Annotated in this window: 17 protein-coding genes; 12 read left to right on the top strand and 5 right to left on the bottom strand. The window is 33.4% G+C overall.

The genetic code is table 11. The features are described 5' to 3' along the window. Window positions 1-6: 6 nt before the first annotated feature. The 10 genes from DFQ06_RS17555 (at window position 7) to rpsU (ending at window position 15,853) form a co-directional block, all read left to right on the top strand. A complete protein-coding gene (locus tag DFQ06_RS17555) occupies window positions 7-1,434 on the top strand; it encodes a SusD/RagB family nutrient-binding outer membrane lipoprotein (RefSeq protein WP_074938986.1) in 1,428 nt (475 codons plus the stop codon). Window positions 1,435-1,460: 26 nt separating this feature from the next. Then, the gene (locus DFQ06_RS17550; protein ID WP_042499110.1) at window positions 1,461-2,600 is read left to right on the top strand and encodes a hypothetical protein; all 1,140 of its coding nucleotides are present in this window, start codon (window positions 1,461-1,463) and stop codon (window positions 2,598-2,600) included. A 470-nt stretch (window positions 2,601-3,070) separates the two neighbouring features. Next, a complete protein-coding gene (locus DFQ06_RS17545) occupies window positions 3,071-6,178 on the top strand; it encodes a SusC/RagA family TonB-linked outer membrane protein (RefSeq protein WP_042505224.1) in 3,108 nt (1,035 codons plus the stop codon). Between the two features lie 10 nt (window positions 6,179-6,188). Continuing rightward, on the top strand, window positions 6,189-7,682 hold the full coding sequence (locus tag DFQ06_RS17540) for a SusD/RagB family nutrient-binding outer membrane lipoprotein (protein ID WP_133969168.1): 1,494 nt from the start codon (window positions 6,189-6,191) through the stop codon (window positions 7,680-7,682). Between the two features lie 11 nt (window positions 7,683-7,693). Next, window positions 7,694-8,587 carry a hypothetical protein gene (locus DFQ06_RS17535; RefSeq protein WP_133969166.1) on the top strand — a complete coding sequence of 298 codons (894 nt, stop codon included), beginning with the start codon at window positions 7,694-7,696 and terminating at the stop codon, window positions 8,585-8,587. A 989-nt stretch (window positions 8,588-9,576) separates the two neighbouring features. Beyond that, entirely contained in the window at window positions 9,577-12,834 is a 3,258-nt protein-coding gene (locus DFQ06_RS17530; RefSeq protein ID WP_133969163.1) for a SusC/RagA family TonB-linked outer membrane protein, read from the top strand. A gap of 16 nt (window positions 12,835-12,850) precedes the next feature. Further along, window positions 12,851-14,365, top strand: coding sequence for a RagB/SusD family nutrient uptake outer membrane protein (locus DFQ06_RS17525; protein WP_133969161.1), 1,515 nt, complete (start codon window positions 12,851-12,853; stop codon window positions 14,363-14,365). A gap of 33 nt (window positions 14,366-14,398) precedes the next feature. After that, window positions 14,399-14,737: a hypothetical protein gene (locus tag DFQ06_RS17520; protein ID WP_042505228.1), complete on the top strand. Its 339-nt coding sequence runs from the start codon at window positions 14,399-14,401 to the stop codon at window positions 14,735-14,737. Between the two features lie 20 nt (window positions 14,738-14,757). Beyond that, on the top strand, window positions 14,758-15,621 hold the full coding sequence (locus DFQ06_RS17515; protein ID WP_042499100.1) for a sigma-70 family RNA polymerase sigma factor: 864 nt from the start codon (window positions 14,758-14,760) through the stop codon (window positions 15,619-15,621). Between the two features lie 37 nt (window positions 15,622-15,658). Beyond that, complete coding sequence (gene rpsU / locus DFQ06_RS17510; protein ID WP_042499099.1) at window positions 15,659-15,853, top strand: 30S ribosomal protein S21; 195 nt, start codon at window positions 15,659-15,661, stop codon at window positions 15,851-15,853. Between the two features lie 63 nt (window positions 15,854-15,916). Here rpsU and DFQ06_RS17505 read toward each other — a convergent pair whose 3' ends face one another. Next, window positions 15,917-16,708, bottom strand: a complete 792-nt coding sequence (locus DFQ06_RS17505) for a DUF2797 domain-containing protein (protein ID WP_133969159.1) — start codon at window positions 16,706-16,708, stop codon at window positions 15,917-15,919. Window positions 16,709-16,751: 43 nt separating this feature from the next. On the opposite strand from DFQ06_RS17505, the gene DFQ06_RS17500 reads away from it, so the two are divergent. Further along, window positions 16,752-18,275 (top strand): GH3 auxin-responsive promoter family protein, encoded by a 1,524-nt coding sequence (locus DFQ06_RS17500; protein ID WP_133969157.1) that lies wholly within the window; start codon window positions 16,752-16,754, stop codon window positions 18,273-18,275. Between the two features lie 45 nt (window positions 18,276-18,320). On the opposite strand, the gene DFQ06_RS17495 is transcribed toward DFQ06_RS17500, so the two are convergent. Further along, window positions 18,321-19,199 carry a MerR family transcriptional regulator gene (locus DFQ06_RS17495; RefSeq protein WP_042505231.1) on the bottom strand — a complete coding sequence of 293 codons (879 nt, stop codon included), beginning with the start codon at window positions 19,197-19,199 and terminating at the stop codon, window positions 18,321-18,323. Between the two features lie 150 nt (window positions 19,200-19,349). Between DFQ06_RS17495 and DFQ06_RS17490 the strand changes: the two genes are divergently transcribed. Beyond that, window positions 19,350-20,765: a fasciclin domain-containing protein gene (locus DFQ06_RS17490; protein WP_133969155.1), complete on the top strand. Its 1,416-nt coding sequence runs from the start codon at window positions 19,350-19,352 to the stop codon at window positions 20,763-20,765. Between the two features lie 146 nt (window positions 20,766-20,911). On the opposite strand, the gene clpX is transcribed toward DFQ06_RS17490, so the two are convergent. The 3 genes from clpX to tig all read right to left on the bottom strand — a co-directional run bounded on the left by clpX (window position 20,912) and on the right by tig (window position 24,367). Further along, window positions 20,912-22,144, bottom strand: a complete 1,233-nt coding sequence (gene clpX, locus DFQ06_RS17485; RefSeq protein WP_042505233.1) for an ATP-dependent Clp protease ATP-binding subunit ClpX — start codon at window positions 22,142-22,144, stop codon at window positions 20,912-20,914. 73 nt (window positions 22,145-22,217) lie between these two features. Beyond that, window positions 22,218-22,892 (bottom strand): ATP-dependent Clp endopeptidase proteolytic subunit ClpP, encoded by a 675-nt coding sequence (clpP, locus tag DFQ06_RS17480; protein WP_042499093.1) that lies wholly within the window; start codon window positions 22,890-22,892, stop codon window positions 22,218-22,220. Window positions 22,893-23,038: 146 nt separating this feature from the next. Continuing rightward, the gene (tig, locus tag DFQ06_RS17475) at window positions 23,039-24,367 is read right to left on the bottom strand and encodes a trigger factor (protein ID WP_042499091.1); all 1,329 of its coding nucleotides are present in this window, start codon (window positions 24,365-24,367) and stop codon (window positions 23,039-23,041) included. Between the last annotated feature and the right edge of the window lie 165 nt (window positions 24,368-24,532).

Raw genomic sequence — 24,532 nt, 5'->3', positions numbered from 1 at the left:
AGAAAAATGAAAAAAAATATAATAATCGCACTTTTGGCTTTAGTCGCACTTTCTTGTACTAAAGATTTAGAAGAGCTTAACGTAAACAAAAAAGATTTTGCAGTAACCACTGATGCATCTCTTTTTACAAGCGCACAGTACAAGTTATTTAATCAAATGACGGAAACAAGTGTTAATGAGAACATTTTTCGTCTTATTGTTCAAAACTGGACAGAAACAACGTATACTGATGAAGCTAATTATGATTTAAAAACAAGAAATATTGACGAGTTTCATTGGGAAACTTTATATCGTGATGTTTTAAAAAACTTTAAAGAATCTAAAAGTTTAGTTTCAGGTCTTCCAGATGTGCAAACAAATAAAATAGCAACTATAGAACTTTATGAGATTTATACTTACTACGTTTTAGTAACTTCATTTGGAGACATCCCATATACAGAGGCATTAGACATCGATATTTTAAATCCTGTTTTTGATAATCAAGAAACTGTTTTCAATGATTTATTAGACAGACTAGATACAAATGTAATCTCTAAATTTATAACTGATGAAGTTGGTTTTTCAGCATCAGAAGATATTGTTTACAACGGAGATATTGAAAAATGGTTAAAATTTGCGAACTCATTGAAACTTCAAATGGGTATGTTAATAGCCGATTCAGATCCTGCAAAAGCAGAAACAGTGGTTAGCGCTGCAGTTGCTGCGGGTGTTTTCACTTCTGCTGATGATGACATGAAAATAGCTTTTGAAACTGCCGCACCATATACAAACCCTGTTTACGCAGCATTAGTATTATCTGGTCGTGATGATTATGTTCCTACAAATACTATTGTGGATATGATGACTACATTAAACGATCCTCGCAGAGATGATTATTTCACATTATATAACGGTGTTTATAAAGGTGGTATTTCTGGAGAATTAAACTCATTCAGTCAATACTCTCACGTGTCTGACAAAATTGGAAAAGATCCAACATTGGAAGCTCCATTAATGACTTATTTTGAAGTTGAATTTTTATTAGCAGAAGCTATTGAAAGAGGCTTTATTACAGGAACTGCAGAAACAAATTACAATAACGCAATCGCTGCCTCTATTAAATATTGGGGAGGAACTGATGCAGAAGTTGACACTTACTTAGGTCAAGGAAGCGTAGCATACAGTAGCGCTGCAGGTAATTATAAACAGAAAATTGGAACTCAAAAATGGCTAGCGCTTTACAATAGAGGTTTTGAATCCTGGACTGAATGGAGACGTCTAGATTTTCCAGTATTAACAGCGCCTGCAGATGCTGAAACAAATAACGATCAACCCCCTTACAGATTTACATATCCAACGGTTGAACTTTCTTTGAACGGAGCTAATTTAAACGCCGCTAGCACAAGTATTGGTGGAGATGAATTAGAAACGAAACTATTTTTTGATAAACTTTAATTAAAACAGTCATAAAAATATAAATTATGAAAAAACTTAAAATATTTTTTATTTTACCTATATGCATACTAATTTCTTGTAACGAAGACGAGGGAGAAATTGACTATGCAGATTTAGGCGCTAACGTAATATTAAAGACGTCTAGCATAAGTAATCTAGACGAAAATCATACTATGGAATTTTCGATTATCACAGCAGATGATGTTATTGTTACAGATATGGCGGTGACAAAAGGAGCAAACACTGTTAATGCAAATGTTTCTGCAGAAACAGCTACCTTCAACTCGTCTCTTCTAGGCACATTAATTGGAAATGAAGAAGACGGAATTGATATTAACGTTGTTTCTACACTTTCTAATGGAAATCCTTATTCAAAAGATTTTACTGTAAAAATAACTAAAGCACTTTCTTTAGAAAAAGGGTTAGACGCCATTATTTATGACACAGCAGTGGAAGATACTTTAATATTTGAAGCATCTACAAAATCTGCAGTAATAGATAACATATCTCTAGAGTGGAAAAAAGGAAAAGAAGGAACTTACGCTCCTACTACTCCACTTGGCTCTCCTTTAAATGTAGATGGTGACACTATTATTTTCACCAATTTCACAGATACATCTTACGGATACAATCTTGCTGTAAAAGACACATTATATTATAGATTTATAGCTACCAGTGGAACACTTACAGATTCACTAGAAACCTATATACCTATAATAAGTCAAACTTTTGATACAAGTTCAAAAGTTATATTAAGTTCAGATCTTACCAAGAATAAATTAAACTTAGACACTGCTACTTTTTACACAGACACTAATAATGAAGATGCGGAAATTAAATTTAAAAGCCCTACTGGTTTTGAAAAAGAGGGAACAACTGATATAGATTTTGTAAAAGTTGGAGATTTATCTGGTGAAAGTGAATACTATAATACTATAGACAAACTTTTTGCAGAAAAAGATTTACTAATAGCCCAAAGACTTTATGACGCTGGAACAAAAGAAACAGAAGTTACCGATGCTACAAATGGCGATTTATATATCTACAAAATTACACGTGATGTTACGGAGTACGGTATGATAAAAATAGGAGATGTTGTTTCAACGAACGGAGGAACAAGCCTAACTGAACTTAATATTGAATTTGGTGAAGCCGAAATAAAATAGTACAATTTAATTGCAAAATGTTAAAAAGAGATTATCTGAAAAGATAGTCTCTTTTTTTTGTGATCGACTTTTCAAAATTAATACCTTTTCAATAGGTACCAAACTATTTTATAAATAGGTAATTCTTATCAAATCAAACATGAATAAAATTTCGCTAATTAAAACTTTTCAATAAAAACTGATAGCTAACCACCATAACACCAGCTGTTATATAGTTAAAATCTTACACAAAGACTGCGTTTTGAAGAAACTCTTATTAATATCTTTTAATCTTCACACTAAACAAATTACAGAATACTAAATTTAGCATGTATATTTTTATCATTTCATTAAATCTAACTACAATTTCCTAACAAACACCACAATTTTCAGTAAAATTGACATCTAAAAAGCAAATTTTAACCATTATTTATTGTTTTATTAACTTTTTATTATGATTTTTGACATTGACTAATTCAAATAATTATAAAATGAAAACAAAGTTTAGTGGAATGCTAACGCTATTACTAGCGTTTGTTGTGCAACTAACGTTTGCACAAGAAAAGACAATTTCAGGAACAGTATCAGACGATTCTGGTTTACCGTTACCCGGAGCTACAGTCTTAGTTAAAGGTACTTCAACAGGTACTTCAACAGATTTCGATGGAAAATATGCAATTAAAGCAAATCAAGGCGCTACTTTGGTTTTTAGTTTTGTTGGATATGCATCGAAAGAAATTGCTGTTGGATCGTCCAATTCAATTAACGTATCAATGGCAGAAGATGCCGCTGCTTTAGATGAAGTTGTAATTACAGCATTAGGTATTAAAAGAAATGCAAAAGAGCTTTCCTACTCTGTATCAACTTTAAAAAATGAAGACATCACCAAAACTAAAGCAGTTAATGTAACAACTGCAATGGTTGGTAAAGTTGCAGGTTTACAAATTAACACAACTAATAACGGTGTTAACCCAAGTACTAGAATTGTATTAAGGGGTAACAGATCTTTATTAGGAAACAACGAAGCACTTGTTGTTATTGATGGTTTCCCATCAGACAGAGGTGTTTTAGACCGTATTAACCCAAACGACATTGAAAATGTAAGTGTTCTTAAAGGAGCAAATGCAGCTGCACTTTATGGTTCTGAAGCAACAAACGGTGTTGTTTTAGTAACAACTAAAACTGGTAAAGGAAAATTAAAAGTTACTTACAACGGATCTTACCAAGTAGAAAACGCTGCTTATTTACCTGAATTCCAAAATGAATTTGGTGTTGGTGGATTTCCTGATGGAACTTTATTCCCTCTAGAAAATGTTGCTTGGGGACCTCGTTTTGATGGTCGTTTAGTTGACGCTAGTGAAACTTTAGATAATGGAGATGTATGGCAAGTGCCTTTTACACCAATTGAAGATAACCATAAAGATTTCTTCAGACAAGGTAGCACAGTGAGACATGGTATAACTGTAAGTGGTGGTGATGATAATGGAACATTTTTAATGTCTTTAGATCAAACAAACACTGAAGGTATTGTTCCTAACGATGCTTACAACAGAACAAACTTTAGATTAAAAGGAAGTAAAAAATACAACAAACTAAGTGTTGGTGGTAACTTATCTTTCTTTAGATCTCATTCAAACGTAGTTGGAGCAGGTGGACGTCAAGATAGACCATTATACTGGAATATTATAAACACTCCATTACACTTACCAATGGAGCAATTGAAAAACTGGAGAACAGGAGAGTTTACAAGAAATGAAACATCTTACTTTGCTTTCTATGAAAATCCTTACTTTATTGTAGACACGCAAAGATTGAAAAGTGATATCAATGAATTTAACGTTCTTGCTTTCGCTGATTATGAAATTACAGATTGGTTAACTGCATCTTTAAATGTTGGTTATACAGGATCTAATACTACTACTAAAAGAGAATATGGAGCATTTACATACGCTTTCGAATTAGAAAATACGTATGCTAGAATGGATGAGTATGGTGCACGTACAGCAGATGCTATGCTAACAAGCTCTAGATTAAACTCAGATTTCATGTTAAAATTTAACAAAGATATTTCTGAAGATTTCAATGTTCAATTAACTACTGGACAAAACACAAGAATCGAAGATGATAACGCTATAGCAGTTGCAGGAAACGACTTAATTATCCCTGATTTCTATAACATTTCAACAATTACAGGTAATATTTTAGCTGGTGATTTCCCTGACTCTGGTTCTGGCAACCAAAGAACACGTAACTATAGAAGAATGAGTGTTTATGGAGATTTCACTTTAGGCTTTAAAGATTACTTATTCTTATCTGCTACTGGTAGAAATGACTGGTCTTCAACCTTACCTAAAGATGGTAACTCTTTCTTTTACTATGGTGCAGGTTTATCATTTGCTGCAACAGATGCTTTCGATATTACATCTGACAGAGGCTTAAGCTACTTAAAAGCAAGTGTTAACTTAACAAAAACTGGTAACGATCCAGGGCTTTACAGAACTCAAGGTACCTTCTTTGCTCCAACAGGCTTCCCTTATGGAACAACAGTTGGTTTATCTCAATCTAGTACAGTGCCAAGTCCTGCTTTAAACCCTGAATTTACAACTTCTTTAGAAGTAAATTTAGAAACTGGTTTTTTCAAAAACAGACTTACTGCTAACATAACAGGATATAAAACAAACTCTACAGACCAAATCGTAAATGCAGGTATATCTTATGCCTCTGGAGCATCTACAGCTGTAGTAAACGTAGGTGAAATTGAAAACTTAGGTATAGAATTAGACTTGAACGGAGTCATTTTAAAGTCAGACAACTTTAAATGGGATGTTGGTTTAACTTATGCAGCAATTAAGTCTGAAGTTATTTCTTTAGCTGATGGTGTTGATGAATTAAGTCTTGGAGGTTTTGATTCTGCTCAAGTTATTGCTAAAGTAGGAGAACCTTACCCACAATTAAGAACAACATCTTACTTAAAAGATGATCAAGGAAGAATTATTGTTGGTGATGATGGAGATCCAATTCAAGATCCAACAAACCAAATCCAAGGTAAAACAACTCCTGATTACATATTAGGTCTTAACACAAACATTAGCTATAAAAACTGGAACTTATATGCAGTTACAGATTATAGAACAGGTCACGTATTTTACAATGCTATTGTAGATGCTATCGAATTTACAGGTTTATCTCAACACAGTGCTACTGCAGGAAGACAACCTTTCGTTTTCCCTAACTCTTCTTACTCTGATGGTAATGGTGGTTATGTAGCTAACGATAATAGATTAACAAGTGGTGGTGGTAACGCTTTCTGGGATTCATATGGTGAAATCAAAGAAAACTATGTTTCTGATGCAACTACATTAAAACTTAGAGAAGTTTTATTATCTTATACTTTCGATGGTGATGCCTTAAAAGCAATGGGTGTCGATGATTTATCTATCGGACTTTTTGGTAGAAATTTAGTGACTTGGAGACCAGCTTCAAATGTTACTACAGATCCTGAATTTAACTTTACCACTGGTAATGCAGTTGGTGTAGGTGACCAAAATCAAACAGCTCCTACAAGACAGTTTGGTATGAGTGTAAACTTAACATTCTAAAAAAATAAAAATGAAAAATATAAAAATGAAAAAAGCAATTTTATCCCTTTTTGCTCTAGCGATAGTTAGTGTGAGTTGCGATGACTTTTTAGATGTCAACGAAAATCCTAATGATCCATCAATATCGACTCCTAGTTTAACACTACCAGTTGCTCTTGAAGATTTCGGAGAATTAAACGGACGTACAATGACCTATTTAGGGAATCAGTTAGTTGTTAACTGGGCTACACCTTCTAACTGGTCTGCGAATGCTATATACAGTAGATATAACTTTAGTGCTGACGACTTTTCAAATATTTTTGAAACTTCGTACGCTACAATTTTCAAAAACCTTACTTACATTGAAAATTACGAAGATCCTTCTGGAGCTGTTGACTATTCTAACTACAAAGCAATTTCTAAAATTGTAAAAGGTTTTCAATACCAAATGTTAGTAGACCTATATGGTGATGTACCTTATACTGAAGCTAATTTAAGAGGAGACAATACAACTCCTGCTTATGATGACGCTGAGACCATATACAAAAGTGTAATCGAAGATTTAGGTCTTGCTGTAGATTTAATTAATAATTCTGCTGCAGCAGAAGACCCTGGAACTCAAGATATTTTATTTGAAGGTCACATGGATTACTGGGTAGAATTTGCTAACAGTATCAGATTAAGAATGCTTGTAAGAATGAGCAACACTGGTCAAGATGCTTACATCGCTTCTCAAATAGCAGATATTACTGCTAATGGTGGAGGTTTTATACATGCTACTGCAGGTGTTAACCCTGGCTATACAGCTAGTGACAATCAACAGAGTCCATTCTTCGATTATTTTGTACAGCCAAACGGAGCACAACAAAACAGAAAAGATTTTACTGTTGCTTCAGAATATGCACTTGCTTTTTTAACAAATGCAAACGACCCAAGACTAGAAAGACTTTATGAAGAAGCTGCTAATGGTGGTTATAAAGGAGCTGAACAGTCTACTATTTTACCTGGTGTAGGATTTACATCTGATGATTTATCAAAAGTAGGACCTGGATTATTAGTTAGTGCAGATCAGGATCAAATTGTCATGTCTGAAGCTGAAGCTCTATTTGTACAAGCAGAAGCTACTGTAAGAGGATACTTACCAGGTGGAGATGCTGCTGCTCAAGCTTTATATGAAGCTGCAATTACTGCTTCTTTCGTACAATTAGGTGTTGAAGATGCTGAAACTGAAGCTCAAACCTATTATAACCAAGATATCATTAATGTTAGTTGGGATGATTCAACAGACAAAATCCAAGCTATCATCACTCAAAAATGGGTAGCATTAAATGGAACATCTTCTATCGAATCTTGGATTGATTTAACAAGAACAGGTTACCCTGCTGGATTACCTATTCCTGCTGAATCTGATGGTGTTAGACCAATAAGATTATTATACCCATCTTCAGAATACGCAAGAAACGTGAACAACGTACCTACACAAACTGCAGACGATGTATTTACTAACGCTCCATTTTGGAAATAAAAAATATAAAAATGAAAAAAATTAAATTTATCAGGACATTTTTTGTCCTAGCTCTAGGGAGTCTTATCACCCTAAGTTCTTGTGATGCGTTATTAGACGACACAAAAATCGATTTTGGACAAGGTCCAATATTGGCTCAATTTGAAAACACAACAGATGAACTAAACATTATTTTAGATCCTGCTGTTACATCAATAGATTATGAAATTCCAATTACTTTCTTTGGAGGAAAAAATGTTCCTTTAGACAGAGATGTAACGGTTACTATTGCAGCTAGCCCAGATTCACCAGCAAAAGAAGGTGTTGAGTTTGAATTAGGTGAAACTACATTTACAATTCCTGCAGGTGAAAAAACTGCCAATGCATCGATAGTTGTATTAACAGGTAATCTTGTTCCTTTCGATTTTAAGGACATCGTTTTAGAAATCGTTGAATCTTCAGAAGCTGTATCAGATGTTAACTCAATCGCTTTAACATTAAAAGCACTTCCTGAAACTACTTTAGCAGGAACTTATGATGTTGAAGTAGGTGAATATTGGAATTCTGGATCTTTTATTGCAAACTATTCAGGTACTGTATCTATTGCTGCCGTATCTCCAGATTTATACAAACATGTTGGTATTGCATTTTGGCCAGATGATAATGATTTTTACTTTACTGTAGATCCAGATACAAACGTTATTACTGTTTTGGATACTGATCTTGCAGGAGAACCAACGTTACTAAACGGGTCTCCAATCATGAATTGTGCAAAAAGCGTATTTGAAATGGTTACATGTGATGATACAACAAACAAACAAACACTTATGTCTGATGGAAAACATATTGTAGAATTAACTACAGGTTATGACAGAGGAACAGGTGCAACTAGAGAATTCTTAGAAAAATTAGTGAGACAAAACTAATTTTTAATAAAGTTATATTTAGTATCCAAACGGTCGGTAAACAAAATGTTTACCGACCGTTTTATTTTATACAGTATTTTTTAAAAAACAAACAATTAATGTTTTACAATATCCCTACATCATTCACTATATATGCAAACAGTAATAAAGGAATATTTACTATAGCCATAGCAGATTATTACCTTAAATTCCTTTAATGCCTTTAAGTTAATCCCTACTAACGGTGTAAACCCAAGTAACATGTCAGGTTTAACTTAATATCCAAAGCCAAGCAAACTTGCGACTTAGAAGTAAATAGTACTCTTGATTTTACTTTTGATAGCTATGGAAGTGAAATATCTTATGAGATTTTTGACGTTGAAGGTCATAGTTGTTCCCAGTACGAGTACAGCTTTTCTAGATTAAACTGCTTCAACTAGCATCTCTATAACATTATGCGATGGGCGATGTTACAGCTTAGTAGTATATAGTGCATACGGAGATGATTTAGCCAGACCAGAAGCATCTACTTTAACTCGCAACAATACAGACTATACTTAAAAGAGAAGGTAATTTAAGAGGTTCAGCTTCATTTCAAGTTTTCAATTAAGTAAACTTAAAAAGGAGATTGATTTAAACCATTAATTAAGATTAAACATTATTATTCGTTATTAAAAATAACACTTACTTATCTTTTAAAACCATTTACTATTATTTAATAATAAACAGTAAGACACCGAAACCTTTTCTCTTTAAATTTGAAAGAAAAATATTTAACCCTAATAGTAGAAAAAGTTATTCAAACAATTAAAAATTTACTAAAAGGCATTAACAAATTACCAAATAAATCTCTTAAATATTAACTTTCCTTCAGTCAAACTACAGATTTCAACTCTTTTACAAGTTTTTCTACAAAATCATAACACAAAACAACAATTTTAACCATTATTTATTGTTTTATTAACTTTTTATAGTGATTTTTGGCACCGACTAATTCAAATAATTATAAAATGAAAAAAAAGTTTAGTGGAATACTAACGCTACTATTAGCGTTTGTTGTGCAACTAACGTTTGCACAAGAAAAGACAATTTCAGGAACAGTATCAGATGATTCTGGTTTACCGTTACCAGGAGCTACAGTCTTAGTAAAAGGTACTTCAACAGGTACTTCAACAGATTTCGATGGAGCATATGCTATTAAGGCTAATCAAGGAGCAGTTCTTGTAATTAGCTTTGTTGGATATGCTAGCACAGAAGTAAAGGTTGGACAGTCCAACACCGTTAATGTAACAATGCAAGAAGATGCAGCAGCTTTAGAAGAAGTTGTAATTGTTGGTTACGGTACAAGTACAAAACAAGCCTTTTCTGGTTCTATTAAAGAAATCAAAGCGGGTGTATTAGAAGCTAAAACCTTCTCAAATGTATCTCAAGCCCTTGCAGGTGAGGTTGCTGGTGTAAATGTAATTAACACTTCAGGTCAACCAGGTACTGTTGCAACAATACGTATTAGAGGTTTTGGTTCTGTAAACGGAAACAGAGATCCTTTATATGTAGTTGATGGTGTTCCAATGACAACATCTTCTTTTGATTCTGATGGAGATCGTTTTGATAACGGGAGTTTAAACTCAATAAACCCTTCCGATATTGAAACTACAACAGTTTTAAAAGATGCTACAGCTACTGCTATTTACGGAGCTAGAGGTGCAAATGGAGTTATTTTGATAACTACAAAATCAGGGAAAAAAGGAACTTCTTCAGTGGAAGTTGATGTAAAAACTGGTGTAAATGTTCAATTAATTCCTAGATATGACGTTATCGATAGCGCTAACGAATATGTAGAGTTATCATGGATGGCTATGGGAAACAGAACGTTAAGTTTTGACCCAAATAATGATGCTGTTGCTTATGCGAATGAATATTTATACTCTGCTAGAGGTATTAACTCAGAATACAACAACTATAACGTAAATAACGTTTCAGAATTAATTGATCCTGCAACTGGAAAAGTTCGTGCTGGTGTAACAACGAAATACACTCCTGAAGACTGGGCTGATTATGGTTTCCAAGCATCTTTCTTAACTGAAGCTAACTTAAAAATGAGTGGTGGTACTGAGAAAACAAAGTACTTTTCATCTTTTGGATATTTAGATCAAAAAGGTTTCTTAAAAAATTCATCTTACAAACGCTACTCTGCAAGATTAAACGTAAACCATAAACCGAAAGAATGGTTAACAGCTACTGCTAATTTAGGATATACTTATGGTGAAACTTTAGCAAATGGACAATCTGAAGATTCAGGTAGTGTATTTTGGTTTTCAGATAACATTCCTTCAATCTACCCATTATTCACAAGAGATTCTGATGGTAATACAATACCAGACACAAAATATGGTGGAAACCAGTATGATTACGGTGTAAATAGAGGTTTTGGTGGATTAACCAATGCTATTGCAGATTCTCAATATGACCAAGATGGTAACAATCGTCATTCGGTAAATGGTAGTTTCTCAATGAAATTTGATATCACTAAGAACCTTACTTATGAAACACGTTATGGTGTTCAATATTACAATAGAGTTAGAAATGTAATAAACAATCCTTTTTATGGATCAGCAGCCGGACAAAGCGGTAGTTTATTTAAAGTGAACACAACCGATATTACACAAAACTTATTAAACTTACTTAGATATTCTAATACTTTTGGATCTCACAGCATAAGCATTTTAGCTGCACACGAAACAAACAAGAACAAATACGAATATGCTACAGTTAGTAAATCTAATGTTGTAAACCTTCAAAACGGACTTGATCAAGCAAACAACTATGTTGTAAGTTCTTCTCCTCCTACAGGATACAGATTACAAAGATCTATTGAAAGTTACTTCGCGCAAGCAAACTACAACTTTGCCAATACTTACTACTTAACAGGGTCTATCAGAAGAGATGGTTCTTCAAGATTCTTTAAAGATAAATGGGGCACATTTGGTTCAGTAGGAGCTTCATGGGTAATGAGTAATGAGAAATTCTTAAAAGGTTCTAACTCAATAAACTTTTTAAAATTAAAAGCGAGTTATGGTTTAGTTGGTGATGAAGCTGGTGCAGATTACTACAGTGGACAAAACACTTATGAAATAAACAACTTATTAGGTGGTATTTCTTTAGTACCTAACTCTATTCAAGATCCTAATTTAACCTGGGAAACATCAAAAATGTTTCAAACAGGTATTGAATTTACAGCTTTCAATAATGTCGTTGATGCTAACATTGATTACTACGTTAAGAATACTGACGATTTAGTATTTGATAAGCGATTAGCTCCTTCTTCTTCGGAATCTTTAATTACAGTTAATGACGGTTCTTTGGTAAATAGAGGATTAGAATTTGATATCACTACACATATCATTGACAAAGCTGACTACAGTTTAGACTTTGCTTTTAACGGTGAGATATTAAATAATGAATTAACACAAATGCCTATTGAAACAGCAACTGGTCTTGAAAAAACGCTAGATCAAAGTGGAAATTATGGTCGTTCAAAAGGACATAGCTTATATGATTTTTATATTAGAGAATGGGCTGGTGTAGATACTGCTAATGGAGATCCACTTTGGAATCAATATTATTTTGATGCTAATGGTAATGACGTTGTAGATTCAGGTGAATCTATCGCTAGTTTATCTCAATACCAAAATGATAATCCAAACAACACAGACATCAAGAAAACAACAACAAATGTTTACGCCGATGCTACTCAAAAATACACAGGACACTCTGCAATACCAGATATCCGAGGTGCTTTTAGACTTAATGCAAGAATCAAAGATTTCACAATTAGTACGCAATTTGCATATAGCTTAGGTGGTTACGGTTATGATGCTGCTTATGCTAGATTAGTAAGTAATGATCAAGCAGGTTCTAACAACTGGTCTACAGATATTAGAGACAGCTGGAAAGCTCCTGGTGATGTTACTAACGTTCCTAAATTAATAAGTGATGTAAATACTCAAGTAAACTCAACGTCTTCCCGTTTCATTACTTCAACAGATTACATATCTTTAAACAATGCTAGAATTGGATATAACTTACCATCTCGCTTCCTAGTAAATAACACAATCAAATCTATCAACTTATGGGTTTCGGGTGATAATTTATTTATTAACAGTGCTAGAGCAGGTTTTAATCCTAATACTTCTGAGACTGGAGCAACAACGTCATATACTTACGCACCATTATCTACAATTACGGTAGGAGCAAGAATTAAATTCTAATTAAAAAAAAAATAATATGAAAACACAATATATAAAATCACTTTTGGTAGTAGCGGTTGCTACGTTTACCTTTAGTTGTGGAGAAGATTTTCTTGAAGAAACTCCGACACAATACGTTTCCATTTCGGATGTTGGTGAAACTGGAGAAATATACCCAGGCATACTAGCCGGTACACTTAGTGGTCTATTCAATTCTATGTACACAACGGGAACTGGAGGAACAACTGATCATGCCGATTTTGGACAAAAAGGTAATGACATTTATTCAGATTTCCTTTCAGGAGATTTAGCTCTAACAGCAAATGGATATAACAGATATAGCAGTTTTGCACCATTATTAGTTACTGTGGATAACACGTATACAAGAGCAAATTATTCAGCTTGGAGATACTACTACAGAATTATTGGATCTGCAAACAAAATTATTGATGCATTAGGAGGTAACGATGCTACTATTACAGACTCCAATAAAACAACAATGGGACAAGCTAAAGCTATGCGTGCATATGCGTACTTTTACTTAACTCAGCTTTATATCCCAGAATACACTCCGACTTCTAAAGTATTGCCATTATACATAAACACAGATGGAGATGCTTTAGAACAAAGCGAAACTCAAGTGGTTTATGCACAAATGATAGATGATTTAGAACAAGCAGCAACACTTTTAGAAGGTTACAGCAGAGCTGAATTATTTGAAGTTAATGAAGATGTTGCAAACACATTATTAGCTTATGTTTACGGATCTATGGATACTAACGCTACAGATATTTTAGCTAGAGATTTAGCTGAAAAAGTTATAGCAAATTCAGGTCTTCCTATTACAACAAAGGCAGAAACTATTGGAGGATTCAACTCTGTAGAAACTCCAAGTTGGTTATGGGGTGCAGATATCACAACTGATACTGGCTTAGATTTGATATCATGGTGGGGCCAAATGGATATCTACACATATAGCTACCAATGGGCTGGTGATAAAAAAGCAATTGATCAAGGATTATACGATCAAATTAAAGATACAGATCAACGTAAAATTCAATTTGCTACTCAAGCAGATATTGACGATGAGGTAAACCAATTACAAGATTCAGATATATTAATTCCTTTCAAGAAGTTTTACAATGCTGCAAGAGTTAGAGGTGGTCAAAGAGTTATTGAAGATGATTACATCTACATGCGTATTGATGAATTATACATGTTATCTGCCGAAATGAATGCAAAAATAGGAGCTGAAGAAGATGCTAAAACTCGTTTAAAGCAAATTTTAGCTGAACGTTTTGACTCAGCAGCTGACTATGCTTATGTTGACACCTTAACCGGACAAGCACTAATAGATGAAATATACTTACAAACACGTATTGAGTTTTTTGCCGAAGGAAAAAGTTTACTTGCTCTTAAAAGAAACAAAGCGAATGTTGTAAGAGGTACTAACCATTTATACTTAGCAGGCGAAGTAATTCCTTATAATGACGATCGTCTTACTTTGGAAATTCCTTTATTAGAAGTACAAAACAATCCATTTATCAACTAATTAGCTATAGCACATTGCTATAAATAACCGACAATGGTTAAAGTTAAAAATCCTCAAGAGTTTGAAACTCTTGGGGATTTTCAATTTATATCATTCTGTAAATATAACACCACGTCTGGTTTACTAATTAGAATTAAAAAAATCATTGAAGCTCAAGGTTTAGCTATAATCTCAACTCAAAATTTATCCAATTATAAAATAGTTTCTAGGGTAACGATTCCTTTTGATCCATATTTAACTTCCGATCCGCTAGTAATAATTTTGAGCAGCAGCGAAGTTAAAACAAATGAAAACTTTACAATTTTCATCATAATTAAAGATAAACCTCTAACAATTAGGTTTTCTCGTCAAATTAGTTATATTATCCTTTAGTATAACTTTAAAAACACTACATGAGGCAATTAAAAATTACGAAACAAGTTACCAACCGCGAGTCAAAATCCCTAGACAAATATCTTCAAGACATTAGTAAAATACCACTAATCACTGCTGAAGAAGAGGTCGAACTAGCCCAATTAATTAAAAATGGCGACCAAAAAGCTCTAGATACACTCACAACCGCTAATTTAAGGTTCGTAGTTTCAGTCTCAAAACAATATCAAAATCAAGGGCTAACTCTACCCGATTTAATCAACGAAGGCAATGCTGGCCTAGTGAAAGCGGCGAAACGCTTTGACGAAACCAGAGGATTTAAATTTATTTCTTATGCCGTTTGGTGGATTCGTCAAGCAATTCTTCAAGCTTTAGCTGAACAATCTCGAATAGTTAGATTACCTTTGAACAAAATTGGCTCGATTAATAAAATTAATAAAGCCTATTCATTTTTAGAACAAGAGAATGAAAGACCACCAAGTGCGCAAGAAATTGCAAGCAAATTAGATCTTTCATTAACCGATGTTAAACAGTCTATGAAAATATCTGGGCGCCATGTTTCTATGGATGCTCCTTTTCAAGAAGGTGAAACATCAAACTTGTATGATGTAATGAATTCTAGCGAATCGCCTAGACCAGATTCTGGTTTAATGCAAGACGCTTTGAATATAGAAGTTAACCGTGCTTTAAATTCCCTTTCGGAAAAAGAAGCAGAGGTTATTCGTCATTATTATGGTATTAGTAAAAAACAACCTATGAGCCTCCAGGAAATTGGTGACTCTTTTGGTTTAACACGGGAACGTGTAAGACAAATAAAAGAAAAAGGTATTCGTAGATTACGACAAACCTCAAAAAGTAAAGTATTAAAAACGTATTTAGGATAAGCCTAAAACTTAAAATCAATTAATTAAAAGAGTATCTATGTTAAAGATTATTGTAAAAGATGGTGAAAATATAGAGCGTGCCTTAAAACGCTACAAAAGAAAACACCGTAACATCAAAGTGATGCAGAATTTACGTGAAGGACAGTTTTTCACTAAGCCATCTGTAAAAAGACGTCGTCAAGTAAAGAAAGCAGCTTACATTCAAAACTTAAGAGACCAAGAAGAAATTTAGTCTTTGCTTAGTTTGAAGCTTATAAAAAATCCCATTCGATTATGTCGTAATGGGATTTTTTAATTAAACGGATATTTTTACTACTATACCTTCGTTAGATCTTATATTAAACACGGTTTCATCTTCAAAAATGAGATATTGACCTTTTATACCAACTAGCTTCCCTATATATTTTAAATCTTTTTTAATATTTAGACTCTTAGGCTTAAGCGGATATTTATCTACTGGGAAGTCTAAATGAGTTTCAGTATTATTTTCAATAAAGTACTGAGCAGCTTCATCTGGAATGTATTGTTTTAAATGATCCCGCCATTCTATTAAATTCTCGTCTTCATTATCGTTTTTAAGCATTTTACGCCAGTTTGTCTTATCTGCTACATAAGACTTTAAAGCAACCTCTGTAACGCCCGCTAAATACCTATTAGGCACTTCTACAATTTCCAATGCTTCGTGTGCCCCCTGGTCGATCCAACGTGTAGGTACTTGCGTTTTTCGCGTTACCCCAACTTTCACATTACTAGAGTTCGCTAAATAAACAATATGTGGCTGTAATTGCACACGTTTTTCATATTCCAAATCGCGATCTTCTTGCCCCAAATGCGCTGTGCTTAATTCCGGTCGCATAATCCAATCTCCAGTTTGTGCGGTATTATAAAAACATTGCTTATCATAGCCTTGGCGGAATATTGGTTTGTCTAATCCACAGTTTAAACATTGGTATTTTACAAATTCAATAGATATCGTTTTTCCTAGTAATTGATTCATATTTATAAAATCAGAATCAAAAACCAAATAATACTGAATCGGGTTAGAAAATTCGGTTTCCATTTTTGTCAAAACACCTTGGTAAGTCATAAAAAAAAGTCTTATTTTTAAAAAATTAAAGATAAAAATAATTATGCCAATCCCTATAGTAAATTCAATTGCTTCTTGGTTTTTAAAAAAACGATTTCATCAAATAGAATTGTTCCTAAAATACCCAAATGAAGTTCAAAATGAATTACTACAAAGCCTACTGTACACGGCTAAAGACACTGAATTAGGTAAACAATACGATTTTAGGTCTATAAAAAATTACAAAACATTTTCCGAACGTGTACCAATCAAAAATTACGACGGATGGCAGGACATTATAGATCGATCGCGTAATGGAGAGAATAATTTATTTTGGCCAACACCTATAAAATGGTTTGCTAAATCTAGCGGCACAACCAGAGCTAAAAGTAAATTTATACCCGTAAGCGAGCAATCTCTAGAAAATTGCCACTATGCGGCGAGTAAGGATTTGCTTTGTATGTACTTAAATAACAACGAAGATTCGCAATTATTTACAGGCAAAAGTTTACGCTTAGGAGGAAGTAAAGAACTCTCTAGACAAAACGGCACCGTATTCGGAGATTTATCGGCAATTTTAATTGATAATATGCCATTTTGGGCCGAATACAGCAGTACTCCTAGCAACAAAGTCTCTTTAATGAGCGATTGGGAACACAAAATGCAAGCCATTGTAAACGAAACTATAAATGAAAAAGTAACAAGTTTAGCTGGCGTTCCTTCTTGGATGCTTGTGCTTTTAAATAATGTTCTAGAAACTACTGGAAAACAAAGTTTACACGAGGTTTGGCCAAACCTAGAAGTCTATTTTCACGGAGGAGTAAGTTTTACGCCTTATAAAGATCAATACCAAAAAATATTACCTCAAAAGGATTTTAAGTATTATGAAATTTATAATGCTTCGGAAGGTTTTTTCGCTATTCAGGATAGAAATGATTCGAATGAATTATTACTAATGTTAGATTACGGCATTTTCTATGAATTTATCCCTATGAACATTTATGCCACATCCGAAGAAAAGGCAATTCCGTTAAGCGAAGTTGAGTTACATAAAAATTACGCAGTTATAATAACAACCAATGCCGGATTGTGGCGATACAAAATTGGCGACACCATTAGGTTTACTTCCTTAAGTCCTTACAGGATAAAAGTTTCTGGCCGCACTAAACACCATATTAATGTTTTTGGTGAAGAGCTTATTATAGAAAATGCAGAAGAAGCTCTAAAAAATGTGTGTGCCAAAACTGAAGCAGAAATAGTAGATTATACCGCTGCCCCTATTTTTATGGTAGGAAAAGAAAAAGGTGCGCACCAATGGCTTATAGAATTTAAAACCCCGCCTACAGATATCGATTACTTTAATGAACTTTTTGACAATGCGTTGAAGGCTTTAAATTCAGATTATGAAGCGAAGCGTTATAATAGTATTACTTTAAATAAACCAAAAATCACCATAGCCAGAAAAAATTTATTTCACGATTGGCTTAAACAAAATAACAAACTTGGTGGTCAACATAAAGTTCCACGACTTTCAAATACTAGAGATTACATCAATGAACTTCTAGAATTAAATGTTTTGTATGCTTAAATTCATTTTAAGAAAAACGAGAAACCCTTCCTCCTGCTTATAAACTTAAGCAGGTTTTATTACCTTTAAATTCTTAATTAAATCATTTGGATGTGATAAATAGATAATTCTTTTATCATCCATAATACCTTCCAAATTTGTTGGATTACCAGAAATAAGCAAAGGCACATCTCCTTGCTCTAGTATCGCTTCAACTTTTACTTTAGCGGGTTGCTCTGTTGGTGTTACAAACATAGACAGCATTAAGTTTGGCTTTACTTTTTTTATAACTTGTTTAATATTTTCCGTAGGCACATCTTGACCTAAATAGTATACATTCCATCCCATTTCTCGGGCTATATAATACGCAAGTAAAAGTGCTATTTCATGATATTCATCTTCAGTTAAAAACATTAATATACTTGGAGCACCTTTTGGAGGATAAGCAAGAACATCAATTGAAGCGAACATTTTCCGCTTAATTAAATTCGAAATAAAATGTTCTTGAGCTGGCATGACTTTATTAATTCCCCAAAGTACTCCTACTTGATTAAGAAAGGGATACACTAATTCTGTTACTGTTGCCAATAAACCCTTTTTAACTATTTGAGTTCTTAGCACGTCATTAAAAGAAACCTCGTCCATATCGAGCATACTAATAACGAGAGCACTAATTTCATCTTCATAATTTCCTTCAGTAATTCCATCAGAAATGGTTTTATGAATTTCATCATCCGTCATTTTATCAATCTTAGAAATGCGGTAACCATTCCGGGTCAGGACAGCAATATTCAATAATTTCTTCAATTGATTATCAGAATAATAACGAATATTAGTATCTGTACGTTCCGGATCCAAGAAATTATATCTAGTCTCCCACTTACGCAAAGTATGTGCTTTAATACCAGTTAAAGCCACTATTTGTGCCATTGTATACTTGCTCATGTCTAAATATTTACTACACAAACTTAAACAAAAAATAATAATTACACTTCGATTAAAAACCTGTTTTGTCTAACGTTTTATCAAAATTGTTTGACAATATTAAATTTTTACATATATTTGTCTAACAAAAAATAAAATAAATTAGACATTATGAAAACGAAACACTTTTTTATCGCACTTTTTAGTCTATCATTAATAGCAACATCATGTAGTAGTGATGACGATGGCACTAAAACACCAGCCGCAACACCAAACATTGTAGAATTGGCACAAGAAACTCCGAGTTTAAGCTCATTAGTAGCTGCCTTACTTAGAGCTGATGGAGATTTAGCAACCGTATTAAGTGGAGACGGACCATTTACAGTTTTAGCACCTACTAATGATGCCTTTGCAACTTTCTTATCTGATAACGGATTTGCTTCTTTAGAAGAGGTACCAACAGATGTATTATCTCAAGTTCTGCTTAACCATGTAATCATGGCCGATGTATCTGCTAGTGATTTAGTTTCTTTAGGATCTGGATATACTTCGGGAAGTGCTACTGGAGCAGGAGATGAGAATATTAGTATTTATTTTGATGCAACTAATGGAGTTACTTTCAACAACGTTGCAACAGTTACAGCAGCAGACGTTAGTGCATCTAATGGAACAGTACATATTATAGATGCTGTTTTAGGATTACCAAGCATTGTAGATCTTGCTGTAGCAAACTCAGACTTCTCCAATTTAGTAGCAGCTTTAGGTAGTGCTGATGGTGATTTAGTTAACGTACTTAGTGGCGATGGACCATTTACAGTTTTAGCACCTACTAATACCGCTTTTAACACCTTTTTAGATGGTACAGCACTAGGAGACGTTGATACTGCTGCCTTATCTCAAATATTACTGAATCATGTTATTATTGGTTCGTCTATAACTTCGACGGCTTTAGTAGATCTAGAGGCTGGATATACCAACACAGGAGCAACTGGACCTGGAGAAAGTCCATTAAGTTTATATTACAACACAACTAATGGCGTTATGTTTAACGGAATATCTAGTGTAATACAAGCAGATGTTATTGGAACTAATGGTATCATTCACGCAGTAGATACGGTTATCGATATACCAACTGTGGTAACCTTTGCACTTGCAGACCCAACGTTCTCTACTTTAGTAGAAGCTTTAACAACTTTAACGCCTGCTACAGATTTTGCAGCTGTACTTTCAAGAACAGAAACAGGAAACTCTGATAACTTAAATCCAAACTTTACGGTTTTCGCACCAACAAATGATGCCTTTGCTGCTTTAGCTGCAGTTCCAGAAGAAGGACCGTTAACGCAAATATTATTACACCATGTAATAAAAGAAGCAAACGTAACATCTAGCATGTTAAACAATCCTGGTGATACAACAGCAACTACAATTGAAGGCGATGATATTACCATTACATTACCTGGAACAGGAAATAATATTGCTAATATTACCGATGGATCTGGATCTACAGATATTGGGATTATAGCTGTAGATGTACAAGCCGGAAATGGTGTAATACATGCTATCAATAAAGTAATGATCAATAACTAAAGTTAACTTATTCCCTAAAACTAGTTGACTTTAAGGCCGACCCTAACAATGTGTTAGAGTCGGTTTTTTTTATGTTTATATAACATAAAAAAGCCATTTGTAAATATATTTACAAATGGCTTTTTAAATTATAATACAATTTAACTTTAAGAAACTGCTTTCAGTTTTTTAATGGTTGTTTTTGTAAGTTTTTCTTCAGCGTAAGCTTGAGTCACATTTAACTTTTTATCCTCGCTACTTGGTAATTCAAACATAGCATCGGTTAAAATTTCTTCACATAAAGAACGTAATCCCCTTGCTCCTAATTTATACTCAATAGCTTTACCAACAATAAAGTCTAGAGCTCCATCACTAATAGAAAACTCTACTTCATCCATATTAAACAGTTTTTTATACTGCTTAATAATAGCATTTTTAGGCTCTGTTAAAATGGCTCTTAATGTTTTAGAATCTAAAGGATCCATATACGTTAACACAGGAAGCCTTCCAATAATTTCAGGAATTAAACCGAAATCTTTCAAATCCTTCGGAATTATGTATTGTAACAAATTACTTTGATCCACATTCTCGTCAGACATAGAAGCACTATACCCCACTGCCTGCATATTTAGTCGCTTTGAAATATGCCTTTCAATACCATCGAAAGCTCCACCTGCAATAAATAAAATATTTTCAGTATTTACTTCAATGAATTTTTGATCTGGATGTTTACGCCCGCCCTTTGGTGGCACGTTTACAACAGTACCTTCTAATAACTTCAATAAAGCTTGTTGTACACCTTCACCAGAGACATCTCTAGTAATTGAAGGGTTGTCACTTTTACGTGCTATTTTATCAATTTCATCAATAAAAACAATCCCTTTTTCAGCTTTTTCTAAATTATAATCGGCTGCTTGTAATAAACGTGTTAAAATACTTTCTACATCTTCACCTACATAACCAGCTTCTGTTAATACAGTTGCATCTACAATAGCTAAAGGTACGTTAAGCATTTTCGCAATGGTTTTCGCCATTAAGGTTTTACCTGTACCGGTTTGCCCAACCATAATGATGTTTGATTTTTGAATTTCAATATCATCATTTGTTGGTGGCTGCAATAAGCGTTTGTAGTGATTATAAACGGCTACAGACATTACTTTTTTAGTCATGTCTTGACCAATAATATACTCATCTAAAAACTCTTTAATCTGTAAAGGCTTACGTAGTTTTAATTCCGCAGATAAATCGCTGCTATCGTTTTGTTTAGATTCTTCTATAACAATACCGTGAGCTTGCTCAATACATCTATCACAGATGTGTGCATCTAATCCTGCTATTAACAAATTTGTTTCCGGTTTTTTACGACCACAAAACGAACATTCTAATTCTTCTTTTGCCATTAATCTTCCTTGTTTTGAGGCATATAAATTTCAATCCCCTTTATACCAACACTTTAAAGTTAGTGTTTTTTTATTAATTACGAGCTAAAATCTCATCGATCATACCGTATTCCTTAGCTTTATCGGCTTTCATCCAGTAATCTCTATCACTATCTTCGTATACTTTGTCGTAATCTTGACCAGAATGCTTACTAATAATGTTGTAAAGTTCTTCTTTCAAGATTAAAATCTCTCTTGCCGTAATTTCAATATCACTAGCTTGTCCTTGCGCGCCACCTAAAGGTTGGTGAATCATAACACGTGAATGTGTTAAACCACTACGTTTTCCTTTTGCACCTGCACATAATAAAACAGCTCCCATAGAAGCAGCCATACCTGTACAAATAGTTGCTACATCTGGCTTAATAAACTGCATAGTATCGTAGATACCTAAACCAGCATATACACTTCCTCCTGGAGAGTTAATGTAAATTTGAATATCTTTATTAGCATCTGTGCTTTCTAAAAATAAAAGTTGTGCTTGTACAATGTTTGCAACTTGATCATTAATTCCGGTTCCTAGAAAAATAATACGATCCATCATTAAACGCGAAAACACATCAAAAACGGCAATATTCATTTGGCGTTCTTCAATAATGTTTGGCGTTAAATTAGTTGGGTACATACTACTAATAATTTTATTGTAGTATGTACTGCTAATACCTTGATCTTTTATCGCGAATTTTTCAAATTCTTTTGCGTAATCCATATATTATTTTGATATTAAATTCAATTTAACACATTGACTTAAAAGCGTTTGTGCTAAATAAAACTATTTATATAATTTGTTTTTGAATAAAAAAGCGCCTAAATCTAATAGATTTAAGCGCCTAAAGATAATCATTTATTATTTATTTATTTGTCGCCGTAAACTTCTTTAACAAAGTTTTCGTAACTTAATTCTTTAACCTTAAGGTTTGCCTTTTCTTTATAAACAGATAATAATTTTTGACTTACTAATTGTTCTGAAATACGACGTGCCTCTTCTTGGTTTGATAATACACGTGCTGCGATATCATCTAACTCTTTATCAGAAGGATTCATTTGACCAAATTGAGCCATTTGTCCTTTAATCATTTCTCTTGCATGATTTTTAATATCGTCCATAGTTACTTGCACGTTATTAGCCTCGATTAACTTACCTTCAATTAATTGGTAACGTAAGCTTTTTTCAGACTTCTCATACTCTTCTTTAGCCTGGTCAGCATCCATTTCTTTTTCACCTGCAGTTTGCATCCACTTCGTTAAAAACTCAGCTGGCAAATCGAATTTAGTATTTTCAACTAAATGCTCTGTTACATCGTTTAATAACTTTTGATCTGCTTGTTGTACGAATTGCTTTTCAGCATCTTCTTTAATTTTTGCTCTTACTTCTGATACAGATTTAACTGCTCCTTCACCAAAAAGCTTATCAAATAATTCTTGGTCTAAATCAGCTAATTCTCTTTTGTTAACTTCAGTAATAGTAAAAGATACTTCAATATCTAAACCATGTACTTCATCGTGACCTAATTTTAATGCATGCATTAAATCGTGATCATCTTCAAAAAGACCTTTTGTTTTTAAAACAATAACATCTCCAGCTTTAGCTCCAACAAACTGCTTTGCTGTTGCTTTTCCTTTAAATTTATCTAAAGTTAAAGTTACTGTGTTATCAATTTCTTTTTCTTCGTTTGTGTAAGCACCAGTAATTTCACTATCTGCTTCTACAACATCTTGAGGAATTAATTTTCCGTATTGTTTTTGAATACGTTCAATTTGTTCATCAATCATTTTATCATCAGCAACAATATTATATTGTGTGATGGCTTTTTTGCTCTTTAATTCAACATCAAATTGTGGTGCTAAACCTAATTCAAATTCAAATGAAAATTGATCGGCATCCCAATTAATTTCATCTTGTGTTTTAGGTAACGGCTGTCCAAGAACATCTAATTTCTCTTCAGTTAAATACTTGTTTAAAGCATCTTGCAAAAGTTTGTTTACTTCATCAACCAAAACTGCTTTTCCGTATTGTTTTTTCACCATTCCCATTGGCACATGCCCTTTTCTAAATCCAGGAATATTTGCTGTTTTGCGGTAATCTAATAAGATTTTTTCAACTTTATCGCTATAATCTTCTTTAGCGATATCTACTTTTACCACTGCATTTAATGCATCAACGTTTTCTCTTGTAATATTCATTTTTAATGATATAAGCCTGAAAAGGCATTTAACAATTAGGTCTAAAACCTTATATTTCTTTGAATTCTTCTAAGTTAATAGAAAAACCAAATTTTAGTAAAAAATTTAATCTGTATAATTCTTAGATTTTTTAGCAACTAAAATCGGGATGCAAAAGTACAATAT

Source organism: Algibacter lectus (assembly GCF_004368925.1).
Classification (GTDB): Bacteria; Bacteroidota; Bacteroidia; order Flavobacteriales; family Flavobacteriaceae; genus Algibacter; species Algibacter lectus.
The sequence above is the reverse complement of the archived record's forward strand: the minus strand, read 5'-3'. Positions and strand labels throughout refer to the sequence as shown.

What these genes read in the sequence shown, in the direction of transcription:
- DFQ06_RS17555 (WP_074938986.1), top strand. Translation starts at nt 7, where the DNA reads ATGAAAAAAAATATAATAATCGCACTTTTGGCTTTAGTCGCACTTTCT.
- DFQ06_RS17540 (WP_133969168.1), top strand. Translation starts at nt 6,189, where the DNA reads ATGAAAAATATAAAAATGAAAAAAGCAATTTTATCCCTTTTTGCTCTA.
- DFQ06_RS17520 (WP_042505228.1), top strand. Translation starts at nt 14,399, where the DNA reads ATGGTTAAAGTTAAAAATCCTCAAGAGTTTGAAACTCTTGGGGATTTT.
- DFQ06_RS17535 (WP_133969166.1), top strand. Translation starts at nt 7,694, where the DNA reads ATGAAAAAAATTAAATTTATCAGGACATTTTTTGTCCTAGCTCTAGGG.
- DFQ06_RS17490 (WP_133969155.1), top strand. Translation starts at nt 19,350, where the DNA reads ATGAAAACGAAACACTTTTTTATCGCACTTTTTAGTCTATCATTAATA.
- rpsU (WP_042499099.1), top strand. Translation starts at nt 15,659, where the DNA reads ATGTTAAAGATTATTGTAAAAGATGGTGAAAATATAGAGCGTGCCTTA.
- clpX (WP_042505233.1), bottom strand. Translation starts at nt 22,144, where the DNA reads ATGGCAAAAGAAGAATTAGAATGTTCGTTTTGTGGTCGTAAAAAACCG.
- DFQ06_RS17500 (WP_133969157.1), top strand. Translation starts at nt 16,752, where the DNA reads ATGCCAATCCCTATAGTAAATTCAATTGCTTCTTGGTTTTTAAAAAAA.
- DFQ06_RS17525 (WP_133969161.1), top strand. Translation starts at nt 12,851, where the DNA reads ATGAAAACACAATATATAAAATCACTTTTGGTAGTAGCGGTTGCTACG.
- DFQ06_RS17545 (WP_042505224.1), top strand. Translation starts at nt 3,071, where the DNA reads ATGAAAACAAAGTTTAGTGGAATGCTAACGCTATTACTAGCGTTTGTT.
- DFQ06_RS17530 (WP_133969163.1), top strand. Translation starts at nt 9,577, where the DNA reads ATGAAAAAAAAGTTTAGTGGAATACTAACGCTACTATTAGCGTTTGTT.
- clpP (WP_042499093.1), bottom strand. Translation starts at nt 22,892, where the DNA reads ATGGATTACGCAAAAGAATTTGAAAAATTCGCGATAAAAGATCAAGGT.
- DFQ06_RS17505 (WP_133969159.1), bottom strand. Translation starts at nt 16,708, where the DNA reads ATGACTTACCAAGGTGTTTTGACAAAAATGGAAACCGAATTTTCTAAC.
- DFQ06_RS17495 (WP_042505231.1), bottom strand. Translation starts at nt 19,199, where the DNA reads ATGAGCAAGTATACAATGGCACAAATAGTGGCTTTAACTGGTATTAAA.
- tig (WP_042499091.1), bottom strand. Translation starts at nt 24,367, where the DNA reads ATGAATATTACAAGAGAAAACGTTGATGCATTAAATGCAGTGGTAAAA.
- DFQ06_RS17515 (WP_042499100.1), top strand. Translation starts at nt 14,758, where the DNA reads ATGAGGCAATTAAAAATTACGAAACAAGTTACCAACCGCGAGTCAAAA.
- DFQ06_RS17550 (WP_042499110.1), top strand. Translation starts at nt 1,461, where the DNA reads ATGAAAAAACTTAAAATATTTTTTATTTTACCTATATGCATACTAATT.